This is a genomic window from Vibrio neptunius (assembly GCA_019339365.1).
Lineage (GTDB): Bacteria > Pseudomonadota > Gammaproteobacteria > Enterobacterales > Vibrionaceae > Vibrio > Vibrio neptunius.
The window spans coordinates 977,828-997,339 of the sequence record CP079859.1 but is presented as its reverse complement, the minus strand read 5'-3'; the positions used below and the strand labels follow the sequence as shown (position 1 = coordinate 997,339).

At 45.9% G+C, this 19,512-nt stretch carries 13 protein-coding genes, 2 tRNA genes and 1 pseudogene; 6 read left to right on the top strand and 10 right to left on the bottom strand.

Annotated features, from left to right (window positions below):
* Positions 1 to 303 precede the first annotated feature (303 nt).
* From gltB to KW548_04780, 3 genes are all read left to right on the top strand, one after another.
* Entirely contained in the window at positions 304 to 4,767 is a 4,464-nt protein-coding gene (gltB, locus tag KW548_04790) for a glutamate synthase large subunit (protein ID QXX07346.1), read from the top strand.
* A gap of 20 nt (positions 4,768 to 4,787) precedes the next feature.
* Entirely contained in the window at positions 4,788 to 6,200 is a 1,413-nt protein-coding gene (locus KW548_04785) for an FAD-dependent oxidoreductase (GenBank protein ID QXX07345.1), read from the top strand.
* Positions 6,201 to 6,458: 258 nt separating this feature from the next.
* The gene (locus tag KW548_04780) at positions 6,459 to 6,887 is read left to right on the top strand and encodes a DUF1499 domain-containing protein (GenBank protein QXX07344.1); all 429 of its coding nucleotides are present in this window, start codon (positions 6,459 to 6,461) and stop codon (positions 6,885 to 6,887) included.
* Between the two features lie 172 nt (positions 6,888 to 7,059).
* Here the strand turns inward: KW548_04780 and truB are convergent.
* The 10 genes and pseudogenes from truB to KW548_04730 form a co-directional block, all read right to left on the bottom strand.
* Positions 7,060 to 8,006 (bottom strand): annotated as a pseudogene (gene truB / locus KW548_04775) (tRNA pseudouridine(55) synthase TruB).
* Positions 8,006 to 8,419, bottom strand: a complete 414-nt coding sequence (gene rbfA / locus KW548_04770; GenBank protein QXX07343.1) for a 30S ribosome-binding factor RbfA — start codon at positions 8,417 to 8,419, stop codon at positions 8,006 to 8,008. Before rbfA ends, truB begins: the two are co-directional and overlap by 1 nt.
* A gap of 113 nt (positions 8,420 to 8,532) precedes the next feature.
* On the bottom strand, positions 8,533 to 11,199 hold the full coding sequence (infB, locus tag KW548_04765) for a translation initiation factor IF-2 (protein ID QXX07342.1): 2,667 nt from the start codon (positions 11,197 to 11,199) through the stop codon (positions 8,533 to 8,535).
* 22 nt (positions 11,200 to 11,221) lie between these two features.
* Positions 11,222 to 12,709, bottom strand: a complete 1,488-nt coding sequence (gene nusA / locus KW548_04760; GenBank protein QXX07341.1) for a transcription termination factor NusA — start codon at positions 12,707 to 12,709, stop codon at positions 11,222 to 11,224.
* A gap of 24 nt (positions 12,710 to 12,733) precedes the next feature.
* A complete protein-coding gene (rimP, locus tag KW548_04755; protein ID QXX07340.1) occupies positions 12,734 to 13,189 on the bottom strand; it encodes a ribosome maturation factor RimP in 456 nt (151 codons plus the stop codon).
* Between the two features lie 225 nt (positions 13,190 to 13,414).
* Positions 13,415 to 13,491, bottom strand: a tRNA-Met gene (locus KW548_04750).
* 55 nt (positions 13,492 to 13,546) lie between these two features.
* Positions 13,547 to 13,630: transfer RNA gene (locus KW548_04745), tRNA-Leu, on the bottom strand.
* Positions 13,631 to 13,645: 15 nt separating this feature from the next.
* Positions 13,646 to 13,981, bottom strand: coding sequence for a preprotein translocase subunit SecG (secG, locus tag KW548_04740; GenBank protein QXX07339.1), 336 nt, complete (start codon positions 13,979 to 13,981; stop codon positions 13,646 to 13,648).
* A gap of 223 nt (positions 13,982 to 14,204) precedes the next feature.
* A complete protein-coding gene (locus tag KW548_04735; GenBank protein QXX07338.1) occupies positions 14,205 to 14,708 on the bottom strand; it encodes an N-acetyltransferase in 504 nt (167 codons plus the stop codon).
* Positions 14,692 to 15,219 (bottom strand): SCP2 domain-containing protein, encoded by a 528-nt coding sequence (locus tag KW548_04730; protein ID QXX07337.1) that lies wholly within the window; start codon positions 15,217 to 15,219, stop codon positions 14,692 to 14,694. The genes KW548_04735 and KW548_04730 overlap by 17 nt, the downstream gene beginning before the upstream one ends.
* A gap of 188 nt (positions 15,220 to 15,407) precedes the next feature.
* On the opposite strand from KW548_04730, the gene KW548_04725 reads away from it, so the two are divergent.
* The 3 genes from KW548_04725 (at position 15,408) to KW548_04715 (ending at position 19,503) form a co-directional block, all read left to right on the top strand.
* Positions 15,408 to 17,456, top strand: coding sequence for an EAL domain-containing protein (locus KW548_04725; GenBank protein QXX07980.1), 2,049 nt, complete (start codon positions 15,408 to 15,410; stop codon positions 17,454 to 17,456).
* A 134-nt stretch (positions 17,457 to 17,590) separates the two neighbouring features.
* Complete coding sequence (locus KW548_04720; protein ID QXX07336.1) at positions 17,591 to 18,604, top strand: U32 family peptidase; 1,014 nt, start codon at positions 17,591 to 17,593, stop codon at positions 18,602 to 18,604.
* 20 nt (positions 18,605 to 18,624) lie between these two features.
* On the top strand, positions 18,625 to 19,503 hold the full coding sequence (locus KW548_04715; GenBank protein QXX07979.1) for a U32 family peptidase: 879 nt from the start codon (positions 18,625 to 18,627) through the stop codon (positions 19,501 to 19,503).
* The last annotated feature ends 9 nt before the right edge of the window (positions 19,504 to 19,512 follow it).

Below are 19,512 nucleotides of genomic sequence, written 5' to 3'. Positions count from 1 at the left end.
ATTGTTGCAAAATTGTAACAACCAAAAACATATGCTCATGATATATAAGCACTTTTTAGGATATTAGTGGGTAAATAGAACATTGATGTTATATATCACCAAAAACTTGACCTTTTCTATCATACGCTATACGTTGTGAAGTCGATGAAAATGATTTCGTCTTGATTTAAAAAATAATAACAAACCATTCTGTGTATATTTATGCAGAATTTAACAATTTTAAAGCATAGTTAGTCATACATACCAACCCTTGTGATGTTGGTAGTTCTGTCTGGAAGACAGAGAAGCAAAGGGAGAATTGCAATGGCTTTATATGATCCTAGTCTTGAAAAAGACAACTGTGGATTTGGTTTGATCGCTCACATGGAAGGACAACCAAGCCACAAACTGGTTCGTACAGCAATTTCGGCATTGGATCGCATGACCCACCGAGGTGGTATCGCCGCCGACGGTAAAACTGGCGATGGTTGTGGACTTCTATTACAAAAGCCCGACTCATATTTACGCCTCATCGCGGAAGAGAACAGCTTTAACCTCAGTAAACAATACGCTGTAGGTATGATGTTTTTCAGCCAAGATCCAGTCAAAGCACAATCTGCTAAAGACATCATCAATAAAGAGTTAACTCAAGAAACTCTGACCGTTTCAGGTTGGCGTGATGTGCCGACCAACTCAGATGTTTTAGGCCCAATCGCGCTGGATTCGTTACCTAATATTCAACAAGTATTCATTTCAGCCCCTGCAGGCTGGCGTGAGCGTGACATTGAACGTCGTTTGTATATCGCACGCCGCCGCATAGAAAAACAAATCACGCAAGACAGTGATTTTTATATCTGCAGCTTGTCCACACAGGTGATTGTATATAAAGGCCTGTGTATGCCTGCAGACTTACCACGCTTTTACCTCGATCTCGCAGATTTGCGCATGGAATCCGCTATTTGCTTGTTCCACCAGCGTTTTTCAACAAATACCCAACCACGTTGGCCTCTGGCTCAACCCTTCCGCTATCTGGCACACAATGGTGAAATCAATACCATTGAAGGCAATCGCCAGTGGGCACGTGCTCGTGCATACAAATTCGCTTCGCCCCTACTGCCTGACTTGCAAACGGCAGCTCCATTTGTGAACGAAACGGGCTCTGATTCATCCAGTCTGGATAACATGCTCGACCTTTTCCTAGCGGGTGGCATGGACGTCTTCCGTGCGATGAGAATGCTGGTGCCGCCTGCATGGCAAAATCACCCGGATATGGATCCGGATTTGCGTGCATTCTACGATTTCAACTCCAAACATATGGAACCATGGGATGGCCCTGCTGGCATCGTATTGTCCGATGGTCGTTATGCTGCGTGTAATCTAGATCGTAATGGCCTGCGCCCCGCTCGTTATGTCATCACTAAAGATCAGCTCATTACACTGGCATCAGAGGTTGGTATTTGGGATTATGCTCCCGACGAAGTGGCAGAAAAAGGCCGTGTTGGACCGGGCGAATTGTTGGTCGTTGACACACGCCGCGGGAAATTATGGCAATCAAGTGAAATTGACAACGATCTAAAAGGTCGTCACCCATATAAAGAGTGGATGGACAATAACGTCCATAAGCTCACACCATTTGCTCAGTTGCCTGAAGATCAGGTAGGTAAGCGCAATTTTGATAGTGACTTGCTCAAGACCTATCAGAAGCAATTCGCTATGACTAACGAAGAAGTCGATCAAGTCCTTCGAGTCCTTGGTGATATGGGTCAAGAAGCGGTTGGCTCTATGGGTGATGATACCCCGATGGCCATTCTTTCCTCGAAAGAGCGATTAGTTACAGACTACTTCCGTCAGAAATTTGCTCAGGTCACCAATCCACCGATCGATCCGTTGCGTGAAAAGCACGTCATGTCACTGGCGACCAGCGTTGGTCAAGAAATGAACGTATTCTGTGAAACCGATGGACACGCTCATCGCGTCACTTTTGATTCCCCGGTGCTGCTGTACTCGGACATGCAGCAACTGCTCGAACTGGCTGATGCGCACTACCGTCATACCATCTTAGATATCAATTACGATCCTAAGAGTAAGGACCTCCAACAAGCGATCAACGATTTATGTGACCAAGCAGTCGATATTGTACGTGAAGGTACTGTACTGGTGGTGTTATCTGATCGCGCGTTGGTGAAAGGCAAGCTGCCAATTCCTGCTGCTATGGCGGTAGGCGCGGTGCAAACACGTTTAATTGAAGAGAATCTTCGTTGTGATGCCAACATTATTGTCGAGACAGCCACTGCTCGCGATCCACATCAATTCGCTGTCCTACTTGGATTTGGCGCAACAGCGGTATACCCATACTTAGCTTATGAAGCCTTGAGTAAACTGATTGATGATGGTGCACTTATAAAAAGCTACCGCGATGTGATGCAAAACTATCAATATGGTATCAACAAAGGCCTCTACAAAATCATGTCCAAAATGGGCATATCCACCGTCGCCTCTTACCGTTGTTCGCAACTGTTTGAAGCGGTAGGCCTGAGTGAAGATGTCGTCGAACTTTGCTTCCGCGGGGTCACGACACGTATACAGGGCGCCAGCTTCGACGATTTCCAGCAAGACTTGTTTAACCTTTCACGTAAAGCTTGGGCGAAACGTAAAGCCATCGAACACGGTGGTTTGCTTAAATACGTCCATGGCGGTGAGTATCATGCCTATAACCCAGATGTCGTAGGCACACTCCAACAGGCGGTAAAGTCTGGTGAGAGTGCTGATTATCAGAGCTTTGCCAAGCAAGTAAACCAACGTCCGGTTGCGATGCTGCGCGATTTGATGACGCTGAAAAAATCCGCAACACCGCTACCTTTAGAAAAGGTCGAGCCAAGCACAGAGTTATTTAAGCGTTTCGACTCTGCCGCGATGTCCATTGGTGCTCTGAGCCCAGAAGCCCATGAAGCACTAGCAACTGCGATGAACCGTCTTGGTGGCTATTCAAATTCAGGTGAAGGTGGTGAAGATCCACGTCGCTTCGGCACAGAGCGTAACTCTCGCATTAAGCAAATTGCCTCAGGTCGATTTGGTGTCACTCCGCATTACCTGACCAATGCCGATGTTCTGCAAATCAAAGTCGCTCAGGGTGCAAAGCCGGGTGAAGGTGGTCAGCTTCCAGGACATAAAGTGACGGCGGAAATCGCTAAGCTACGTTATTCAGTCCAAGGCGTGACGCTGATCTCTCCTCCGCCACATCACGATATTTATTCAATTGAAGATTTAGCTCAGCTGATTTTCGACCTAAAACAGGTCAATCCAAACGCCCTAGTATCAGTCAAACTCGTTTCCGAACCCGGTGTCGGTACTATTGCCACAGGCGTTGCAAAAGCGTATGCAGACTTGATCACTATATCAGGCTATGACGGAGGGACTGCCGCCAGCCCACTGACATCGGTAAAGTACGCAGGTTGTCCTTGGGAGCTGGGCCTTGCAGAGACTCAACAAGCCCTGGTTGCTAACGGGCTTCGTCACAAGATTCGCCTTCAAGTGGATGGCGGTCTAAAAACAGGTTTAGACGTTGTAAAAGCCGCGATTCTAGGTGCAGAAAGCTTCGGTTTTGGAACAGCACCTATGGTAGCGATGGGCTGTAAGTTCCTGCGCATTTGTCACCTCAACAATTGTGCAACAGGCGTTGCCACTCAAGACGAATTGTTACGCAAAGAGTTCTTCAAAGGCTTGCCAGAGCAAGTGATGAATTATTTTGTCGGTTTGGCTGATGAAGTACGCACCTTGTTAGCGGAACTGGAAGTGGAAAAACTCACTGATCTCATCGGGCGAACTGAGTTGCTGGAGGCAGCAGAAGGCATGACCGCCAAGCAAGCCAAGCTCGACTTAAGCAATATTCTCGAGGCGCCTGCATCACCAGAAGGTCATCCACTATTTTGGACAGAGCCTAACACACCGTTTGATAAAGCCGAGTTAAACCAGAAGATTATTGATGACGCGCTCTCAGCCGTAGAATCCGGCGAATCAGCTAGCTTCTTCTACAATGTCATCAATACCGATCGCTCGATTGGTGCGCGTCTATCAGGTGAAATAGCGAAACGCTATGGAAACCAAGGCATGGCGGCCACCCCCATTAAGCTGCATCTTGATGGCACCGCTGGACAGTCATTTGGGGTCTGGAATGCGGGTGGCGTAGAACAGTACCTCACTGGTGACGCCAACGACTATGTTGGTAAAGGTATGGCTGGTGGCAAGTTGGTCATCAAACCACATCAGGGAACCGCATTCCGCTGTAATGAAGCCACCATCATTGGTAACACCTGCTTATACGGGGCGACTGGAGGCAAACTGTTTGCAGCTGGTACGGCAGGCGAGCGCTTTGGCGTCCGTAACTCTGGAACCATCGCTGTCATAGAAGGCGCTGGCGACAACGCTTGTGAATACATGACAGGCGGTATTGTGGCAATTCTTGGCGCAACTGGGGTCAATTTTGGCGCAGGGATGACAGGGGGATTTGCCTACGTTCTTGATAAGAACGAAGACTTCCAAGGCCGGGTGAACAATGAATCCGTAGAAGCATTGGCGCTATCTGATCTCTATATCCATCAGGAACATTTACGTGGTCTGATTGCAGAGCATCTTGAAGAAACAAATTCCGTCCACGCAGAAGATATTCTGGCGAACTTTGATGAATGGATTCCAAAGTTCTATCTAGTGAAACCTAAAGCTGCAGACCTTCGTACCCTGCTGGGTCACCAAAGTCGTAGTGCCGCTGAACTTCGCGTTCAAGCGCAGTAATCATGGAGGATGTTTGAATCATGAGCCAGAACGTATACCAATTTATTGATGTACAACGCGTCGATCCTGCGAAGAAACCGATTAAAGTTCGCAAGATTGAATTCGTCGAAATTTATGAACCCTTTACCAAGCAACAAGCCACTGCTCAAGCTGATCGCTGTCTTGACTGCGGTAACCCATACTGCGAGTGGAAATGCCCTGTACATAACTACATTCCGCAATGGCTAAAACTTGCGAATGAGGGGCGAATCTTGGAAGCCGTTGAGCTTTCTCACCAAACTAATAGCTTACCAGAAGTGTGTGGGCGAGTTTGTCCACAAGACCGATTATGCGAAGGTTCTTGTACCCTGAATGATGACTTTGGCGCCGTAACCATAGGTAATATTGAAAAATATATCACAGATAAAGCCTTCGAAATGGGTTGGAAACCAGATATGTCCAAGGTGGAATGGACAGATAAGAAGGTCGCTATTATTGGCGCAGGCCCAGCAGGACTTGCTGCTGCAGATATTTTAGTGCGCAATGGAGTCAAACCTGTTGTGTTCGATCGCTACCCAGAAATCGGTGGCCTACTCACTTTTGGTATCCCATCATTCAAACTGGAAAAAGGCGTCATGGAAAACCGACGTCGAGTCTTTACTGAAATGGGCGTGGAATTCCAGCTCAACGTTGAGGTAGGTAAAGATGTTCAGATGCAGCAACTGATTGAAGAATACGATGCCGTGTTTCTAGGGGTTGGTACCTATAAAAACATGCGTGCCGGCCTAGAAAATGAAGAAGCGCCGGGTGTCTATGATGCACTGCCGTTTTTGATTTCCAACACATACAAAGTCATGGGCTTGGAAGCTGAGCAACCCTTCATTGATATGACGGGTAAGAAAGTCGTCGTACTCGGGGGCGGTGATACCGCGATGGACTGTGTTCGCACATCCATTAGACAAGGGGCCTCTAACGTCATTTGTGCCTATCGACGTGATGAAGCCAACATGCCAGGTTCTCGTCGAGAAGTAAAAAATGCTAAAGAAGAAGGCGTGGATTTTAAGTTTAACCTTCAACCTTTAGGTGTCGAAGTGGATGCCTTTGGCAAAGTTTCGGGGGTGAAAGTGGTTAAAACCGCGCTTGGAGAGCCCGATGAAGCAGGGCGTCGCCGTCCAGAGCCTGTGGCAGGCAGTGAACACATATTGCCAGCAGATGCAGTGATCATGGCATTTGGCTTCCAGCCACATAAAATGGAATGGTTGACACCGTATGATGTTGAACTCGATCAATGGGGACGCATCAAAGCACCTTCAGACCAAGAGTTTATGTTCCAGACAAGCAACAAAAAAATCTTTGCCGGAGGGGATGCCGTTCGCGGATCTGATCTTGTCGTCACTGCGATTGATGAAGGCCGCAAAGCTGCTGAAGGTATACTTGATTACCTTGAGTTATAGTCCTACCTCAACTCACAAAAGGATCCACTAATTGGATCCTTTTTTCATTTAAAACATATAATTGAATTCGATAATATACATCGCATTAATTAGATGCTCAGAAATTGTGTAGGGAAAATCGCTTAGAACAAGGCAAAGATTGCAGCTAGCTAGTTGTTCTGCCTACAAAATCTTTAACGCAGTTATCAGCGATTTTAACAAGCAAGAATGAGCAGATAATTGGTGTGATTGGTATAAAAACAAGACAAGGTATTTAAAATGAAGAACGCCGCTCTCCTTTTAATCACCCTATTGGGTTTAACCGCTTGTAGCCAAGGAGTACAAGATATGTCAGATCGCACAGCTTCCCCTTGTGGTGACAAGCCTAACTGCGTTTCAACACAAGATACTCGACCAGAGCATAACCTCGCACCGTTTGAACTCAATGACGGCGTGACCTTAGATCAGATCGAAGCTGTGGTACTAAAAGAGCCAAGAACCAAAACTGCGAAAAAAAGCGCTGATTATTTACGAGTAGAATTTACCAGTAAGATCATGCGTTTCGTCGATGATTTGGAATTAAGAATAGAAGGGAACAGTCTGATTGTTCGCTCTGAATCTCGCACCGGTCACTCTGATTTTGGGGTTAACCGTAAACGCGCTGATGCTCTTAGAGTAGCCCTTACTGAAGCTAAGCTAATTAAATAGCTGCTTACACAAGATCCCGATTCTTTTCTGAGGCTTTCAAAATATGAACCCTCACAAAGCTAGCTGAGGGAAATGACCTTTGTTGCTATTGCAGCAACTATGCGTAGTCATTACTGGTACAAAAAACCGAAGCATTTTGCTTCGGTTTTATATATTCAGTGGTGCGAGTCTGCTACTCGGCTTCTTCACGGAAGACAACTAGGCGCTTTGGTGCCACCTTACCATCATCATTGACTTCAGCAACACCAATGAACAACTTCTCTTCACCGGAAGTCATACGCAGCGGTGTGCCTTCTGGTGCGCCGAATACTTGCACTGGCATACCGTGCTGAACCAAATTGGTTAATTCAGCATTGAGGTTTACTTCTGGTAGATCTTCTACTGCAGTATCCATTGGTAGAAGCAAAGGATCGAGTAACTCTTTAGGTGCAATTTCATCACGTTGTGCTTGTTCTAAGAGGTCATTGAGCTGCTCTAACGTCACCATTTTCTCATACGGGTATTTGGCAACACCAGTACGACGAAGCATAGTCACGTGAGCACCACAACCAAGCATTTCACCCAAGTCATCGACGATGGTACGGATGTAAGTCCCTTTTGAACAGTGGACTTCCATCTCGACTTCATCACCTTCAAAACGATGCAGTACGATTTCATAAACCGTAATTTTGCGTGATTCACGCGGTACTTCAATGCCTTTACGAGCATATTCGTATAAAGGCTTACCTTGATATTTCAACGCCGAAAACATTGAAGGTACTTGGTCAGACTCACCACGGAACTTATCGATAGATGCTTCTAGCTTCTCTAGAGACACATCCACTGGACGAGTCTCAACCACTTCACCATCAGAATCCGAAGTATCCGTACGCTCACCTAACTTGGCGATCACTCGGTAGCGCTTATCAGAATCCAACAAGAACTGAGAAAACTTGGTTGCTTCACCAAGACAAATTGGCAGCATACCTGTCGCTAGGGATCCAGAGCACCGGTATGACCTGCTTTCTCAGCAAAGTAAATGCGTTTTACTTTCTGCAGCGCATCATTAGATGAAATGCCTGTTGGCTTGTCTAGGAGGACAACCCCATTAATTGGACGACCTTTACGACGGCGAGCCATTATGCCTTACCTTCTTCCGAATTTTCGTCTTCACGGCCAGCGTCTTGCTGTTTGCGCTTGTCTTCATTGATGACTTCACTGACGAGGTTAGACATACGCATACCATCAACCAAAGTACTATCGTAATGAAAACGAATTTCTGGGGTAAGGCGCAATCGAATGCGCTTACCTAGCATCATACGGATATGCACTTCGTGTTCGCGTAATGCTTCTAGGCAAGATTCAGGTGTTTGCTCACCAACACAAAGGAAAGTTACAAACACTTTTGCGTATGCTAGGTCACGTGACACTTCTACATCAGAAATGGTCACCATACCTAAGCGGGAGTCACGAACTTCACGCTGAAGGATCATTGCGAGTTCTTTTTGCAGCTGCTGAGCAACACGCTGCGTTCGGCTAAATTCTTTTGACATATTTTTTCTCTTATTAGAAAGAATGGGGGATGGATAAATTCCAGCCCCCCATGGCGTATTCAACAACCAATTACTACTTAACTATCAATAAGTAAGCCTGTAATTTTAGTCAATTAGTCTAGAGTTCGTTTTACTTCAACGATTTCGAAGACCTCGATTTGGTCACCAACGCGAACATCATTGTAGTTCTTAACGCCGATACCACATTCGTAGCCGTTCTTAACTTCTTGTACGTCATCTTTAAAGCGACGGAGTGACTCTAGTTCACCTTCGTAGATAACCACGTTCTCACGTAGTACACGAATTGGGTTACTGCGCTTAATAGTACCTTCAGTAACCATACAACCCGCAATAGCGCCAAGTTTTGGTGACTTAAATACATCACGCACTTCTGCAAGGCCGATAATTTCTTGCTTGAACTCTGGAGCAAGCATACCGCCCATTGCTTGTTTTACTTCATCAATCAATTGGTAAATGATTGAGTAGTAACGTAGATCTAGGTTTTCAGCTTCAACTGCACGACGCGCAGTTGCATCAGCACGAACGTTGAAACCTAGGATGATAGCGTTAGATGCGGCCGCTAGAACAGCATCGGTTTCTGTAATACCACCAACACCAGAACCCACGATGTTCACTTTCACTTCTTCAGTAGAAAGTTTACGTAGCGAGTCTGCGATAGCTTCCACAGAACCTTGAACGTCTGCTTTAAGTACCACATTAAGCTCAGCCACTTCACCAGCTGCCATGTTAGAGAACATGTTCTCTAGTTTCGCTTTTTGTTGACGTGCTAGTTTAACATCACGGAATTTACCTTGACGGTAGTTGGCAACTTCACGTGCTTTACGCTCATCACGAACAACCGTCGCTTCATCACCAGATGCAGGCACACCAGACAGACCAATGATTTCTACTGGGATAGAAGGACCCGCAGTGAAGATCTCTTGACCATTCTCGTCACGCATTGCACGAACACGGCCGTACTCTTGACCACAAAGAAGGATATCACCTTTGTTTAGAGTACCAGACTGAACCAGTACAGTGGCAACAGGGCCGCGACCTTTATCTAGGCGAGATTCAACAACCACACCAGACGCCATGCCTTCTTCTACCGCTGTCAGCTCAAGAACTTCAGATTGTAGAAGGATAGTTTCTAGCAGACCTTCAATGTTTGTACCCTGTTTCGCAGAGATGTGAACAAACATGTTCTCACCGCCCCACTCCTCAGGAATAACATCGTATTGAGCCAGCTCATTCTTAACGTTGTCTGGGTTCGCGTCTTCTTTATCGATCTTGTTCACTGCAACAATCAGAGGTACACCCGCCGCTTTCGCGTGCTGGATTGCTTCGATTGTCTGTGGCATTACGCCATCGTCTGCTGCTACAACAAGAACAACGATATCTGTTGCCTGAGCACCACGAGCACGCATTGCAGTAAACGCCGCGTGTCCAGGAGTATCTAGGAAGGTGATCATGCCGTTTTCAGTTTCAACGTGGTATGCACCGATGTGCTGTGTGATACCACCGGCTTCGCCTGACGCAACGTGCGCTTTACGGATGTAGTCAAGTGTCGATGTCTTACCATGGTCAACGTGACCCATGATGGTAACAACTGGAGCACGAGGTACCGCTTCCGCATTGCTGTCACGATCTGACAGTACTGCTTCTTCTAGCTCGTTCTCTTTACGCAGAATTACCTTGTGACCCATTTCTTCAGCTACAAGTTGTGCTGTTTCTTGGTCGATAACCTGGTTGATCGTCGCCATTGCCCCCATCTTCATCATTACTTTGATAACTTCTGTCCCTTTTACAGACATCTTGTTAGCCAGTTCTGATACAACGATGGTTTCACCGACAACAACGTCAGCTTTCGCAACAGTAGCTGTCTTATCGAAACCTTGCTGCATTGAAGCAGGCTTCGCCAATTTACCTTTGTTGCGACCTTTAGCGCCGCGCTGGTTACGGCCACCACGGTTTTGATCATCGTTGCCAGAAGCTTTCTTCTTCTTCTTACGACGACCACCTTCTTCTTTGCGATCCGCAGCATCTTCTGCTTCGCGAGCGTATGATGAAGTTGTTACGTGATAGTCAGAGTTTTCCAACTCTTTCTTCTTCTGTTCCGCTTCATTCCAGCGAGCTTCATTTTCTTCAGCAAGCTTACGAGCTTCTTCAACCAGCTTAGCTGCTTCTTGTTCAGCTTTACGCTGTGCTTCTTCTTCCTGACGACGTTTCAGTTCGTCAGCTTCGTTTTTCGCTTGCGCGTTCACTTCTGCACTTTTTGTTGCATTCATGTCTTTCTTAGCCTTATCAGCTTGTACGCGTTTGGCCTTTTCTTCAGCTTCACGTTTTGCGTCCGCTTCTCGCTTCGCTTTTTCTTCGGCCTCGCGTTGTGCTTTCTCTGCAGCTTCACGTTTTGCTAGCTCTTCAGCTTCACGCTTTGCTGCTTCCTCAGCCTCGCGGTTCGCGTCGTCTTCGATAGTGCTGCGCTTCACATAAGTGCGCTTTTTGCGCACTTCTACTTGAACATCCTTACTCTTGCCGCCACCAGCATTGACGCTTAGTGTGCTGCGAGTTTTACGCTGTAGAGTTAAACGAGTTGGTTCAGCTTCACCAGAAGTATCACCGTGCTCTTTTTTCAGGTGAGTAAGCAATTTTTGCTTCTCTTCTTCGGTTACCTGATCTGCACTCGCTTTTGTCATACCAGCATCAGCAAGTTGCTCTAATAAGCGGTCAACTGGTGTACCAATTTCTTCACTCAGTGCTTTAACAGTAATTTGTGTCATGCCGCTTTCTCCTTGCTGAATATTATTCGTCTTCGCCGAACCAACAGATGTTACGAGCTGCCATGATTAATTCACCCGCACGTTCTTCAGTTAGGCCATCGATACCTTCTAGGTCATCAATACCTTGATCAGCCAAATCTTCCAGTGTTACAACACCTTTCGCTGCCAGTTTAAATGCCATTTCACGTTCTAAACCTTCTAGAGCAAGCAGGTCTTCTGCAGGCTCTAGGCCTTCAAAAGATTCTTCCTGAGCCAGAGCCAGTGTAGTTAGGGCATCTTTTGCACGACTACGTAGTTCTTCGACAAGATCTTCGTCCAGACCATCAACTTCAAGCAGTTCGTTTACTGGTACGTAAGCCACCTCTTCAAGAGAAGAGAAGCCTTCTTCAACTAACAGCTGAGCGAAATCTTCTTCGATATCTAGGTATTTCATGAAGTTTTCAATTGACGCTTGAGACTCTTCTGCGTGTTTCTTCTGCAGATCTTCAACCGTCATTACGTTCAGTTCCCAACCGGTGAGTTGAGAAGCCAGACGTACGTTTTGACCGCTACGGCCAATGGCTTGTGCTAGGTTATCGGGGTCAACAGCGATATCCATTGCGTGAGCATCTTCATCAACGATGATAGAAGCTACGTCTGCTGGTGCCATTGCATTGATAACAAACTGAGCTGGGTTATCGTCCCAAAGCACGATATCAATACGCTCACCGCCAAGCTCGCCAGAGACTGCCTGTACACGTGCTCCACGCATACCAACACACGCACCCACTGGGTCGATGCGCTTGTCGTTAGTCTTCACTGCAATCTTCGCACGAGAACCCGGATCGCGAGCCGCACCTTTCAGTTCAATGATCTCTTCTGCAATTTCCGGTACTTCAACACGGAATAGCTCCGCCAGCATTTCTGGCTTAGACCGTGTGATGAATAGTTGGAAACCACGAGCTTCTGGCGCTACGCGGTACAGGAGACCACGAACGCGGTCCCCCGGACGGTGGTTTTCACGAGGAAGCTGGTCATCACGTAGAATTACCGCTTCAGCGTTGTTACCTAGGTCAAGTACGATAGTTTCGCGGTTAACTTTCTTAACCACACCAGTAACTAGCTCACCTTCATTGTCGATGAACTGCTCAACGATCTGTGCACGTTCAGCTTCACGAACTTTCTGTACGATGACCTGCTTCGCTGTTTGCGTAGTAATACGGTCAAAAGTTACTGATTCGATATCATCTTCTACGTAGTCACCTAGTTCAATCGTCTCATCATCAAACTGTGCTGCTTCAAGAGAGATTTCTTTTGTTGGGTTCTCTACTTCTTCAACAACTAACCAACGACGATAAGTATCGAACTCACCCGTTTTACGGTCAATTTCAACACGTACATCGATTTCGATTTCGTGTTTCTTTTTTGTAGATGTAGCTAGAGCTATCTCTAGGGCTTCAAAGATGCGCTCACGAGGTACCCCTTTTTCGTTTGATACCGCTTCTGCTACCGCTAAAATTTCTTTACTCATTTTAAATAGCCTCTAAGACCTTAATTAAAATTTAGGGATCAGGTTAGCTTTTGAAATGTTGCTCAAAGCAAACTCTTCTGCGTTGCCGTCCACAGTAACTGTTACTGTTTCACCCTCGATTGCGTGGATAACACCTTTCCACTTACGACGGTTACCAACAGCCATTTTCAAAACGATGCTTACCTCGTGACCAATAAATTGTTCATAGTGTGCTGCTTTGAAAAGTGGTCTTTCTAAACCTGGAGAAGACACTTCTAGGTTGTAAGCCACGGTGATTGGATCTTCAACGTCCATGACTGCACTGACCTGACGGCTAACTTCTGCACAATCATCTACAGAGATGCCATTTTCATGATCAATAAAGATACGTAGTGTTGAATGTTCGCCTGCGCGAATAAATTCTAATCCAACTAACTCATAACCTGATGCAGCTACTGGTGCTTCAAGCATTTCAGTAAGTTGTCTTTCTAAACCAGTCATTTAAACCACTCCAGAAACAAAAAAAGGGCTCAGAGCCCAATTTAAATTCCAAGCAATGTCTGAAATTCTGAGATACAGAAATTCAGATAACAAAAAACCCCGAAAGTCGGGGTTTTTTGATGCTGGACCCTGATGTGTTAAGCAATCAAAATCTGCTTAACTCACAGTTGCTATTGCAACTGCGCAAACTTGTCCACATCCACTATCTATAAAAGAAAAGGGATTTGGTTGCGGGGGCCGGATTTGAACCGACGACCTTCGGGTTATGAGCCCGACGAGCTACCAAGCTGCTCCACCCCGCGTCCGACTTGTCGAGCATTATACGCTCTCCAAGGTGTTTTACAAGTTTGTAAATAATGGTGCCGAGAGAGGGACTCGAACCCTCACACCTAAGGCACTAGCACCTCATGCTAGCGTGTCTACCAATTTCACCATCTCGGCAGCTAAATCTTTAGCTTATTGAGGAATTTCGTCGCCTGTAGGGGCTGGAACTTCACTCGCAGCATCGTCAGCTTTCTGGATAACTTGACCTTGAGTCGGGTCAACCCACTGAGATTCAGTTTTATGAGTTGACATGTTACCTAGCACTAAGCTGAGGATAAAAAATACTGTTGCAAAAATTGCAGTCATTCGGGTTAGGAAATTACCTGAGCCGCTTGCGCCAAACACTGTGTTTGATGCGCCAGCACCGAATGAGGCTCCCATATCTGCGCCTTTACCTTGTTGAATCAGCACTAGGCCGATTACACCAACCGCTGCCAACAGGTAAATCACAAGTAGAACTGTAAACATGATTTCCACCTATGTTCCAAATTGTTGAGCCAGCGCCGCTCGAAAACTCATTTTTGATGTTTTTGACCAAGGCTAGCGACCTCCTTACCGAAGGCCGAGCAATACTAGCGAAACGTTATTACGCTGACAAGTAGAATTTTTCAAAAAAAGACGACTTGGAGGCTAAGCGGTCAAAAAAAGGACAAAAGTCTTACTTTTCTCTACCTTCGCGTATGCACTCTACCTAAAACGCTGAAAACTCTGGGCTGTATTCAATTAGACCACTTCGATGAGTAAACTCACCTTCTGCAAGCGCTATAACTTGGAATGAACCAGTTGGCACTTCCCATTGACAGTTGAAACCATACTTTTCACTCACTTCAAAACCAAAGCGCGAATAATACTCAGGTTCACCCAGTACCACACAAGCCGGGTAGCCGAACTCTTTTAGCGATTCCAGACCTTCCTTAACTAGCTCAGCCGCCAGACCTTGTCGGCGGTAGTCTGCTTTTATAGCGAGTGGAGCCAAGCCCTGCCAGTTTAAGTCTTCACCATTTAATGTAACCGGACTGAACATGACGTGCCCAACCACTTCTCCTTCATCATTACAGGCAACCAATGATAAGGTTCTACGTCCATTTTCTCTTAGCTTCATAACTAAAGCTGCTTCAGCTTTTGTTTCAAAAGCAGACTTAAGTAGTCTGTCGACCGCAAGAATATCAGCCGGAGCTTCAGTTCGAATTAGCATTAATCACCTCACTTTGTGCAATAGGCGATTGTAACCCTTTCTGCACAAAATCGGCTAGTTGATTTAATAGAGTTTGCAATGGTTTCGGCAACTGCTCGAAATCAATACTATCCATTAAGTTTTTAATCTCTAACCCCAGCTCTGTATCCCCTTCTATAGACAAGCGGCGCTGAAAGAATAATGTATCAGGATCTTCTTTTCTTCCTGCGATTAATACTAGGTCATTGAGATTACCGCGAAACGTAATATCTTCCTCGACTTGAGAATTTGCAACAATCAGCTTGTCTTTCTTATAGCTCAAACACCAACTAAGATGCATATCCTTTATCTCTATTTTCAACCACTTATCTAGGAGAAACTCAAAATCACCGTCTTCGAGCGCCTCTTTAAATACCATCTTCAACCCATCCAGCAAGGCTTTTTTTTGTACAGATTCTGGTAATAACTGGACTGGAGATCTCAAAATTGATGCGGCATTTTCAACTAGCTGAGTACGAATCTTGTTAATCACGAGCGTTATCCGTTACTTTGTAAATAGGAAACTCATCATAATGGATGATGATGGAGCGATTCCTGTTGTGTATCAAAAATGAGTCTGATACCGCTAACCCTTTAATCTAGCGGCAATCACAGTTATAGTTATTGGTATCGCTTCTATTCACAACTCTGTGACTCGTATTGCTCTTTGGAGAGTCGGTAATACCTTTGATGCTTTCGCAACAACTACAGCATTGGTTCACGAAGATAACGGCGAACAGCCCGTTTTTTTTCGCCATTTTGGATAGCCAGCATAACTATGCCATGGTTAATGGTCGCTATTGCGATATAGCAGGTCTATCCAATCGAGAACTGGTCGGTATGAGCGATACGCAAACCTTAGGTGAACATTTCTATCATCAGCTCAAGCCTTATTATGAGAGAGCCTTTAACGGAGAATTTCTCGAAGCAGAAATCACACTGAACGAGATTGAGCTCGAAACCAGTCTGCATTTCAGCTTAGCCCCCATCGTAATCGACAAGAAAATTGACTACGTAGCTTTTCATGCTGTCGATACATCCGAAAAACATATTCTGGTTCGCTCTCTAGAAGAGTCGGAAAATAAGTTCTCAACACTCACTACCTTATTACCAGATGGCTTGCTCATTGTAGAAGACGATTGCATCATTTCAGCCAACCCTGCGGCGGTACGTTTACTCGGCTTTGAAGATAACAGTGATTTGTTGGGTGAAGAGCTTTCACGCTTATTTGTCGATGAGAAAACCAAAACGGTTTTCAGTAAATCGCTCAGCAGTTCACTGGCGAAAGCACCTTTAACCTGTCTGACAGGGCCAAGGTGTGGCTTTGAGCGCCGTGTTCAACTGCACGCTGATGAGGCAATGGTGCTAGGCAGTGGTTCTCAGTTAGTCCTCATTCAAGATGCTGATGAGGCCACCAAACATCTAAGTAACAAGCCCTTAGAGGATGCACACATTGATTCTTTAACTGGCCTTTACAATCGTTTTGGTTTTACCAAACGTCTTGAGCAGTTCATTCATAATGAAACACCACTTTTGTTGCTCTATTTAGATATTGATAATTTTAAAAACATCAATGATTCTCTAGGCCATCATATCGGTGACAAAGTGATAAAAGAAGTGTCGTCACGTCTTAAGCGTTTGTTGCCACAGCACGCAGTAGTAGGGCATTTAGGAGGCGATGAATTCGGTCTGATTATGCCTGAACCAGACAATCATCACATGGCCGAAATGCTTGCTGAACGCATCATTTCCCTCATTAATCAGCCTTTTGATCTGCACCATTTCAGCAAACGTTTAGCGTGCTCTATTGGCAGTGTGGCTTATCCAGGTGACGGCAACGACGCTCGTATTCTGCTGCAAAACGCAGACACCGCGATGTACGAAGCCAAAGACCGTGGCCGGAATCGTCTGATTAAGTTTAATGACCAGATGAACAAAGAAGCGCGTATGCGTTTATGGCTAGAGATAGAGCTGCAAAAAGCCCTGCAACAAAATGGCTTGGAAGTGTGGTACCAGCCTAAGGTTAACGCCCGTGATTTCAGCATTAATGGCGCCGAAGCTCTTATCCGCTGGAAACATCCCGTGGAAGGTTACATTAGCCCAGGAGCCTTCATTCCCGTAGCTGAGCGAGCAGGTTTGATTGAACACTTGGGTAGAGTTGTCATGCGAGAAGTATTCAGTACCGTTAAGCGTTGGAAACTTCAAAGTATTTTGCCAGGTCGAGTCGCAATCAACCTGTCGCCAGAACAGTTTGGCAATCCAAAACTGATCGATTACATGGAAAAACTCCTGCGTACTACAGAGCTTGATCCCAACTGTATCACGTTCGAACTGACCGAAAGTGCAGTGATGAGCGATAGCGAGCATACGCTGCAAATGCTTAACGCCATTAAAAAGCTTGGCTTTGCTTTGTCGATTGACGACTTTGGTACCGGCTATTCTTCGCTTTCTTATCTGGCCCGTTTCCCGATTGATGAGCTTAAGATTGATCGCGCTTTCATCAGTGACATAGATACGCTACCGAAACAGGTAACGGTGATCGAAAATATCATTAATCTGGGTAAATCACTTAATCTGACTGTCGTTGCCGAAGGCGTCGAAACTCAGCAACAAGCGACTCTCCTCTCTAACCTCAATTGCAATTCGATTCAGGGATTCCATTTCTATCGCCCGCAACCAAAGCACGAGGTCGAAGAGTTATTTGCTCAGCACCGCCGCCACAAAAACTGAACGCTACTCACTGTAAATGAGTATTTAACTCAGAAACTTACCTAAACCTGCCTTAAATCAAACTTGCCATTCACATTCCTTCATAAAATACGGAGCAATTTTTTGCAAAGACTGTTAAACAGATTGGAAGATGCATGGAACTCTTGTGCCCTGCAGGTAACTTACCTGCTCTTAAAACAGCCATCGACTGTGGTGCTGACGCTGTATACATCGGCTTCAAAGACGATACCAATGCGCGCCACTTCGCAGGTCTTAACTTCACTGGCAAGAAACTGGACAAAGCGGTTCAGTACGTTCACGACCATAAGAAAAAAATTCACGTCGCGCTGAATACTTTCGCCCATCCTGATGGATTTGAACGCTGGACGGACGCCGTCGATCGCGCCGCTCAAAGTGGCATTAATGCATTAATCATTGCTGATATCGCCGTACTGGATTACGCCGCCAACAAATACCCTGAGCTCGAACTGCATTTGTCGGTTCAAGCATCTGCAACCAATGTCGCAGCGATAGACTTCTATAAACGCAATTTCAATGTTAAACGTGTGGTGCTGCCGCGTGTACTGTCTATCCATCAGGTCAAACAGCTGTCACGCAATATTCCACAGGATGTCGATTTGGAAGTGTTCGCCTTCGGCAGCTTATGCATTATGTCTGAAGGCCGCTGTTACCTTTCTTCATATATGACGGGCGAGTCTCCCAATACCGTTGGCGCGTGCTCACCGGCAAAGTTTGTTCGTTGGCAGGAGACAGACAAAGGACTGGAATCTCGGTTGAATAAAATTCTCATTGATCGCTACAGTGATGGCGAAAATGCTGGCTACCCCACTTTGTGTAAGGGCCGATTCACGGCAGAGCTGGACGAGCACACTCAGGCTTATCATGCATTGGAAGAGCCCACCAGCCTCAATACACTCTCGATGTTGCCTGATTTGTTCGCCGCGAATGTGGCTTCTGTAAAAATCGAAGGCCGTCAACGAAGCCCCGCCTATGTAGAACAGGTGACTCGTACCTGGCGTGCCGCCATTGACCACTACTTAGCCAAACCTGAAACCTATCAAGTTGAAGCAGCTTGGGATGCTACGCTGGCCAACGTCTCGGAAGGTACTCAGACAACCCTCGGTGCTTATCACCGTAAGTGGCAGTAAGGTATAGAATGGAAAATACGATGAAATACGCCCTTGGTCCTCTCCTTTACTTCTGGCCTAAGCAAGATGTTGAAGAGTTTTATCTGCAAGCCGCATCGAGCGACGCCGACATCATTTATCTAGGTGAGAGCGTGTGTTCCAAACGTAGAGAAATGAAACCTGCACATTGGCTGGATATTGCAAGAGCGCTCAGCCAATCCGGCAAACAAGTCGTGCTATCCACCATGGCATTGCTTGAAGCGCCTAGTGAAGTCAATATCATGAAGAAGTACATTGATAATGGCGAATTTGCTATCGAAGCTAACGATGTCTCTGCCATACAGTTGGCTTCTGAACAGAAGATTCCGTTTGTCGTCGGCCCTGCTGTGAATGTTTATAACGCACATACGCTGAAACTATTTGTTAAACAAGGCATGATCCGATGGTGTATGCCAGTTGAGCTTTCCCGCGACTGGTTGGATAAAACAATGATGCAATCTGAAGAAATAGGGATTCGTGGACAGTTCGATGTTGAAGTTTTCAGCCATGGCTATTTGCCACTGGCCTACTCTGCGCGCTGCTTCACTGCTCGTGCTGAAAATAGAGCCAAAGACGATTGTGAAACTTGCTGTATCAAATACCCAACAGGTATAAAAGTCAGCAGTCAGGAAGGTCAACAAGTGTTTAATCTCAATGGTATTCAGACTCAATCAGGCTATTGCTACAACCTGATTAACGATTTGCCAAGTATGAGAGGATTGGTCGATGTCGTTCGTCTCAGCCCACTTGGCATCGAGACCCTTTCAGAGTTAAACCATTTTCGAGCTAACGAATTCGGACAAAGTCCGATGAACATTGAAAGCCGCCAATGTAACGGTTATTGGCATCAGATCGCAGGCCTGGAAGTGAAAAACCTCTGACCCTAGAGC

Bases quoted from the DNA above. Each gene is read 5' to 3' on its own strand.
- infB (QXX07342.1), bottom strand. From the start codon at position 11,199: ATGACACAAATTACTGTTAAAGCACTGAGTGAAGAAATTGGTACACCA.
- secG (QXX07339.1), bottom strand. From the start codon at position 13,981: ATGTTTACAGTTCTACTTGTGATTTACCTGTTGGCAGCGGTTGGTGTA.
- KW548_04720 (QXX07336.1), top strand. From the start codon at position 17,591: ATGGAACTCTTGTGCCCTGCAGGTAACTTACCTGCTCTTAAAACAGCC.
- nusA (QXX07341.1), bottom strand. From the start codon at position 12,709: ATGAGTAAAGAAATTTTAGCGGTAGCAGAAGCGGTATCAAACGAAAAA.
- KW548_04785 (QXX07345.1), top strand. From the start codon at position 4,788: ATGAGCCAGAACGTATACCAATTTATTGATGTACAACGCGTCGATCCT.
- KW548_04715 (QXX07979.1), top strand. From the start codon at position 18,625: ATGAAATACGCCCTTGGTCCTCTCCTTTACTTCTGGCCTAAGCAAGAT.
- rbfA (QXX07343.1), bottom strand. From the start codon at position 8,419: ATGTCAAAAGAATTTAGCCGAACGCAGCGTGTTGCTCAGCAGCTGCAA.
- rimP (QXX07340.1), bottom strand. From the start codon at position 13,189: ATGACTGGTTTAGAAAGACAACTTACTGAAATGCTTGAAGCACCAGTA.
- KW548_04780 (QXX07344.1), top strand. From the start codon at position 6,459: ATGAAGAACGCCGCTCTCCTTTTAATCACCCTATTGGGTTTAACCGCT.
- gltB (QXX07346.1), top strand. From the start codon at position 304: ATGGCTTTATATGATCCTAGTCTTGAAAAAGACAACTGTGGATTTGGT.
- KW548_04735 (QXX07338.1), bottom strand. From the start codon at position 14,708: ATGCTAATTCGAACTGAAGCTCCGGCTGATATTCTTGCGGTCGACAGA.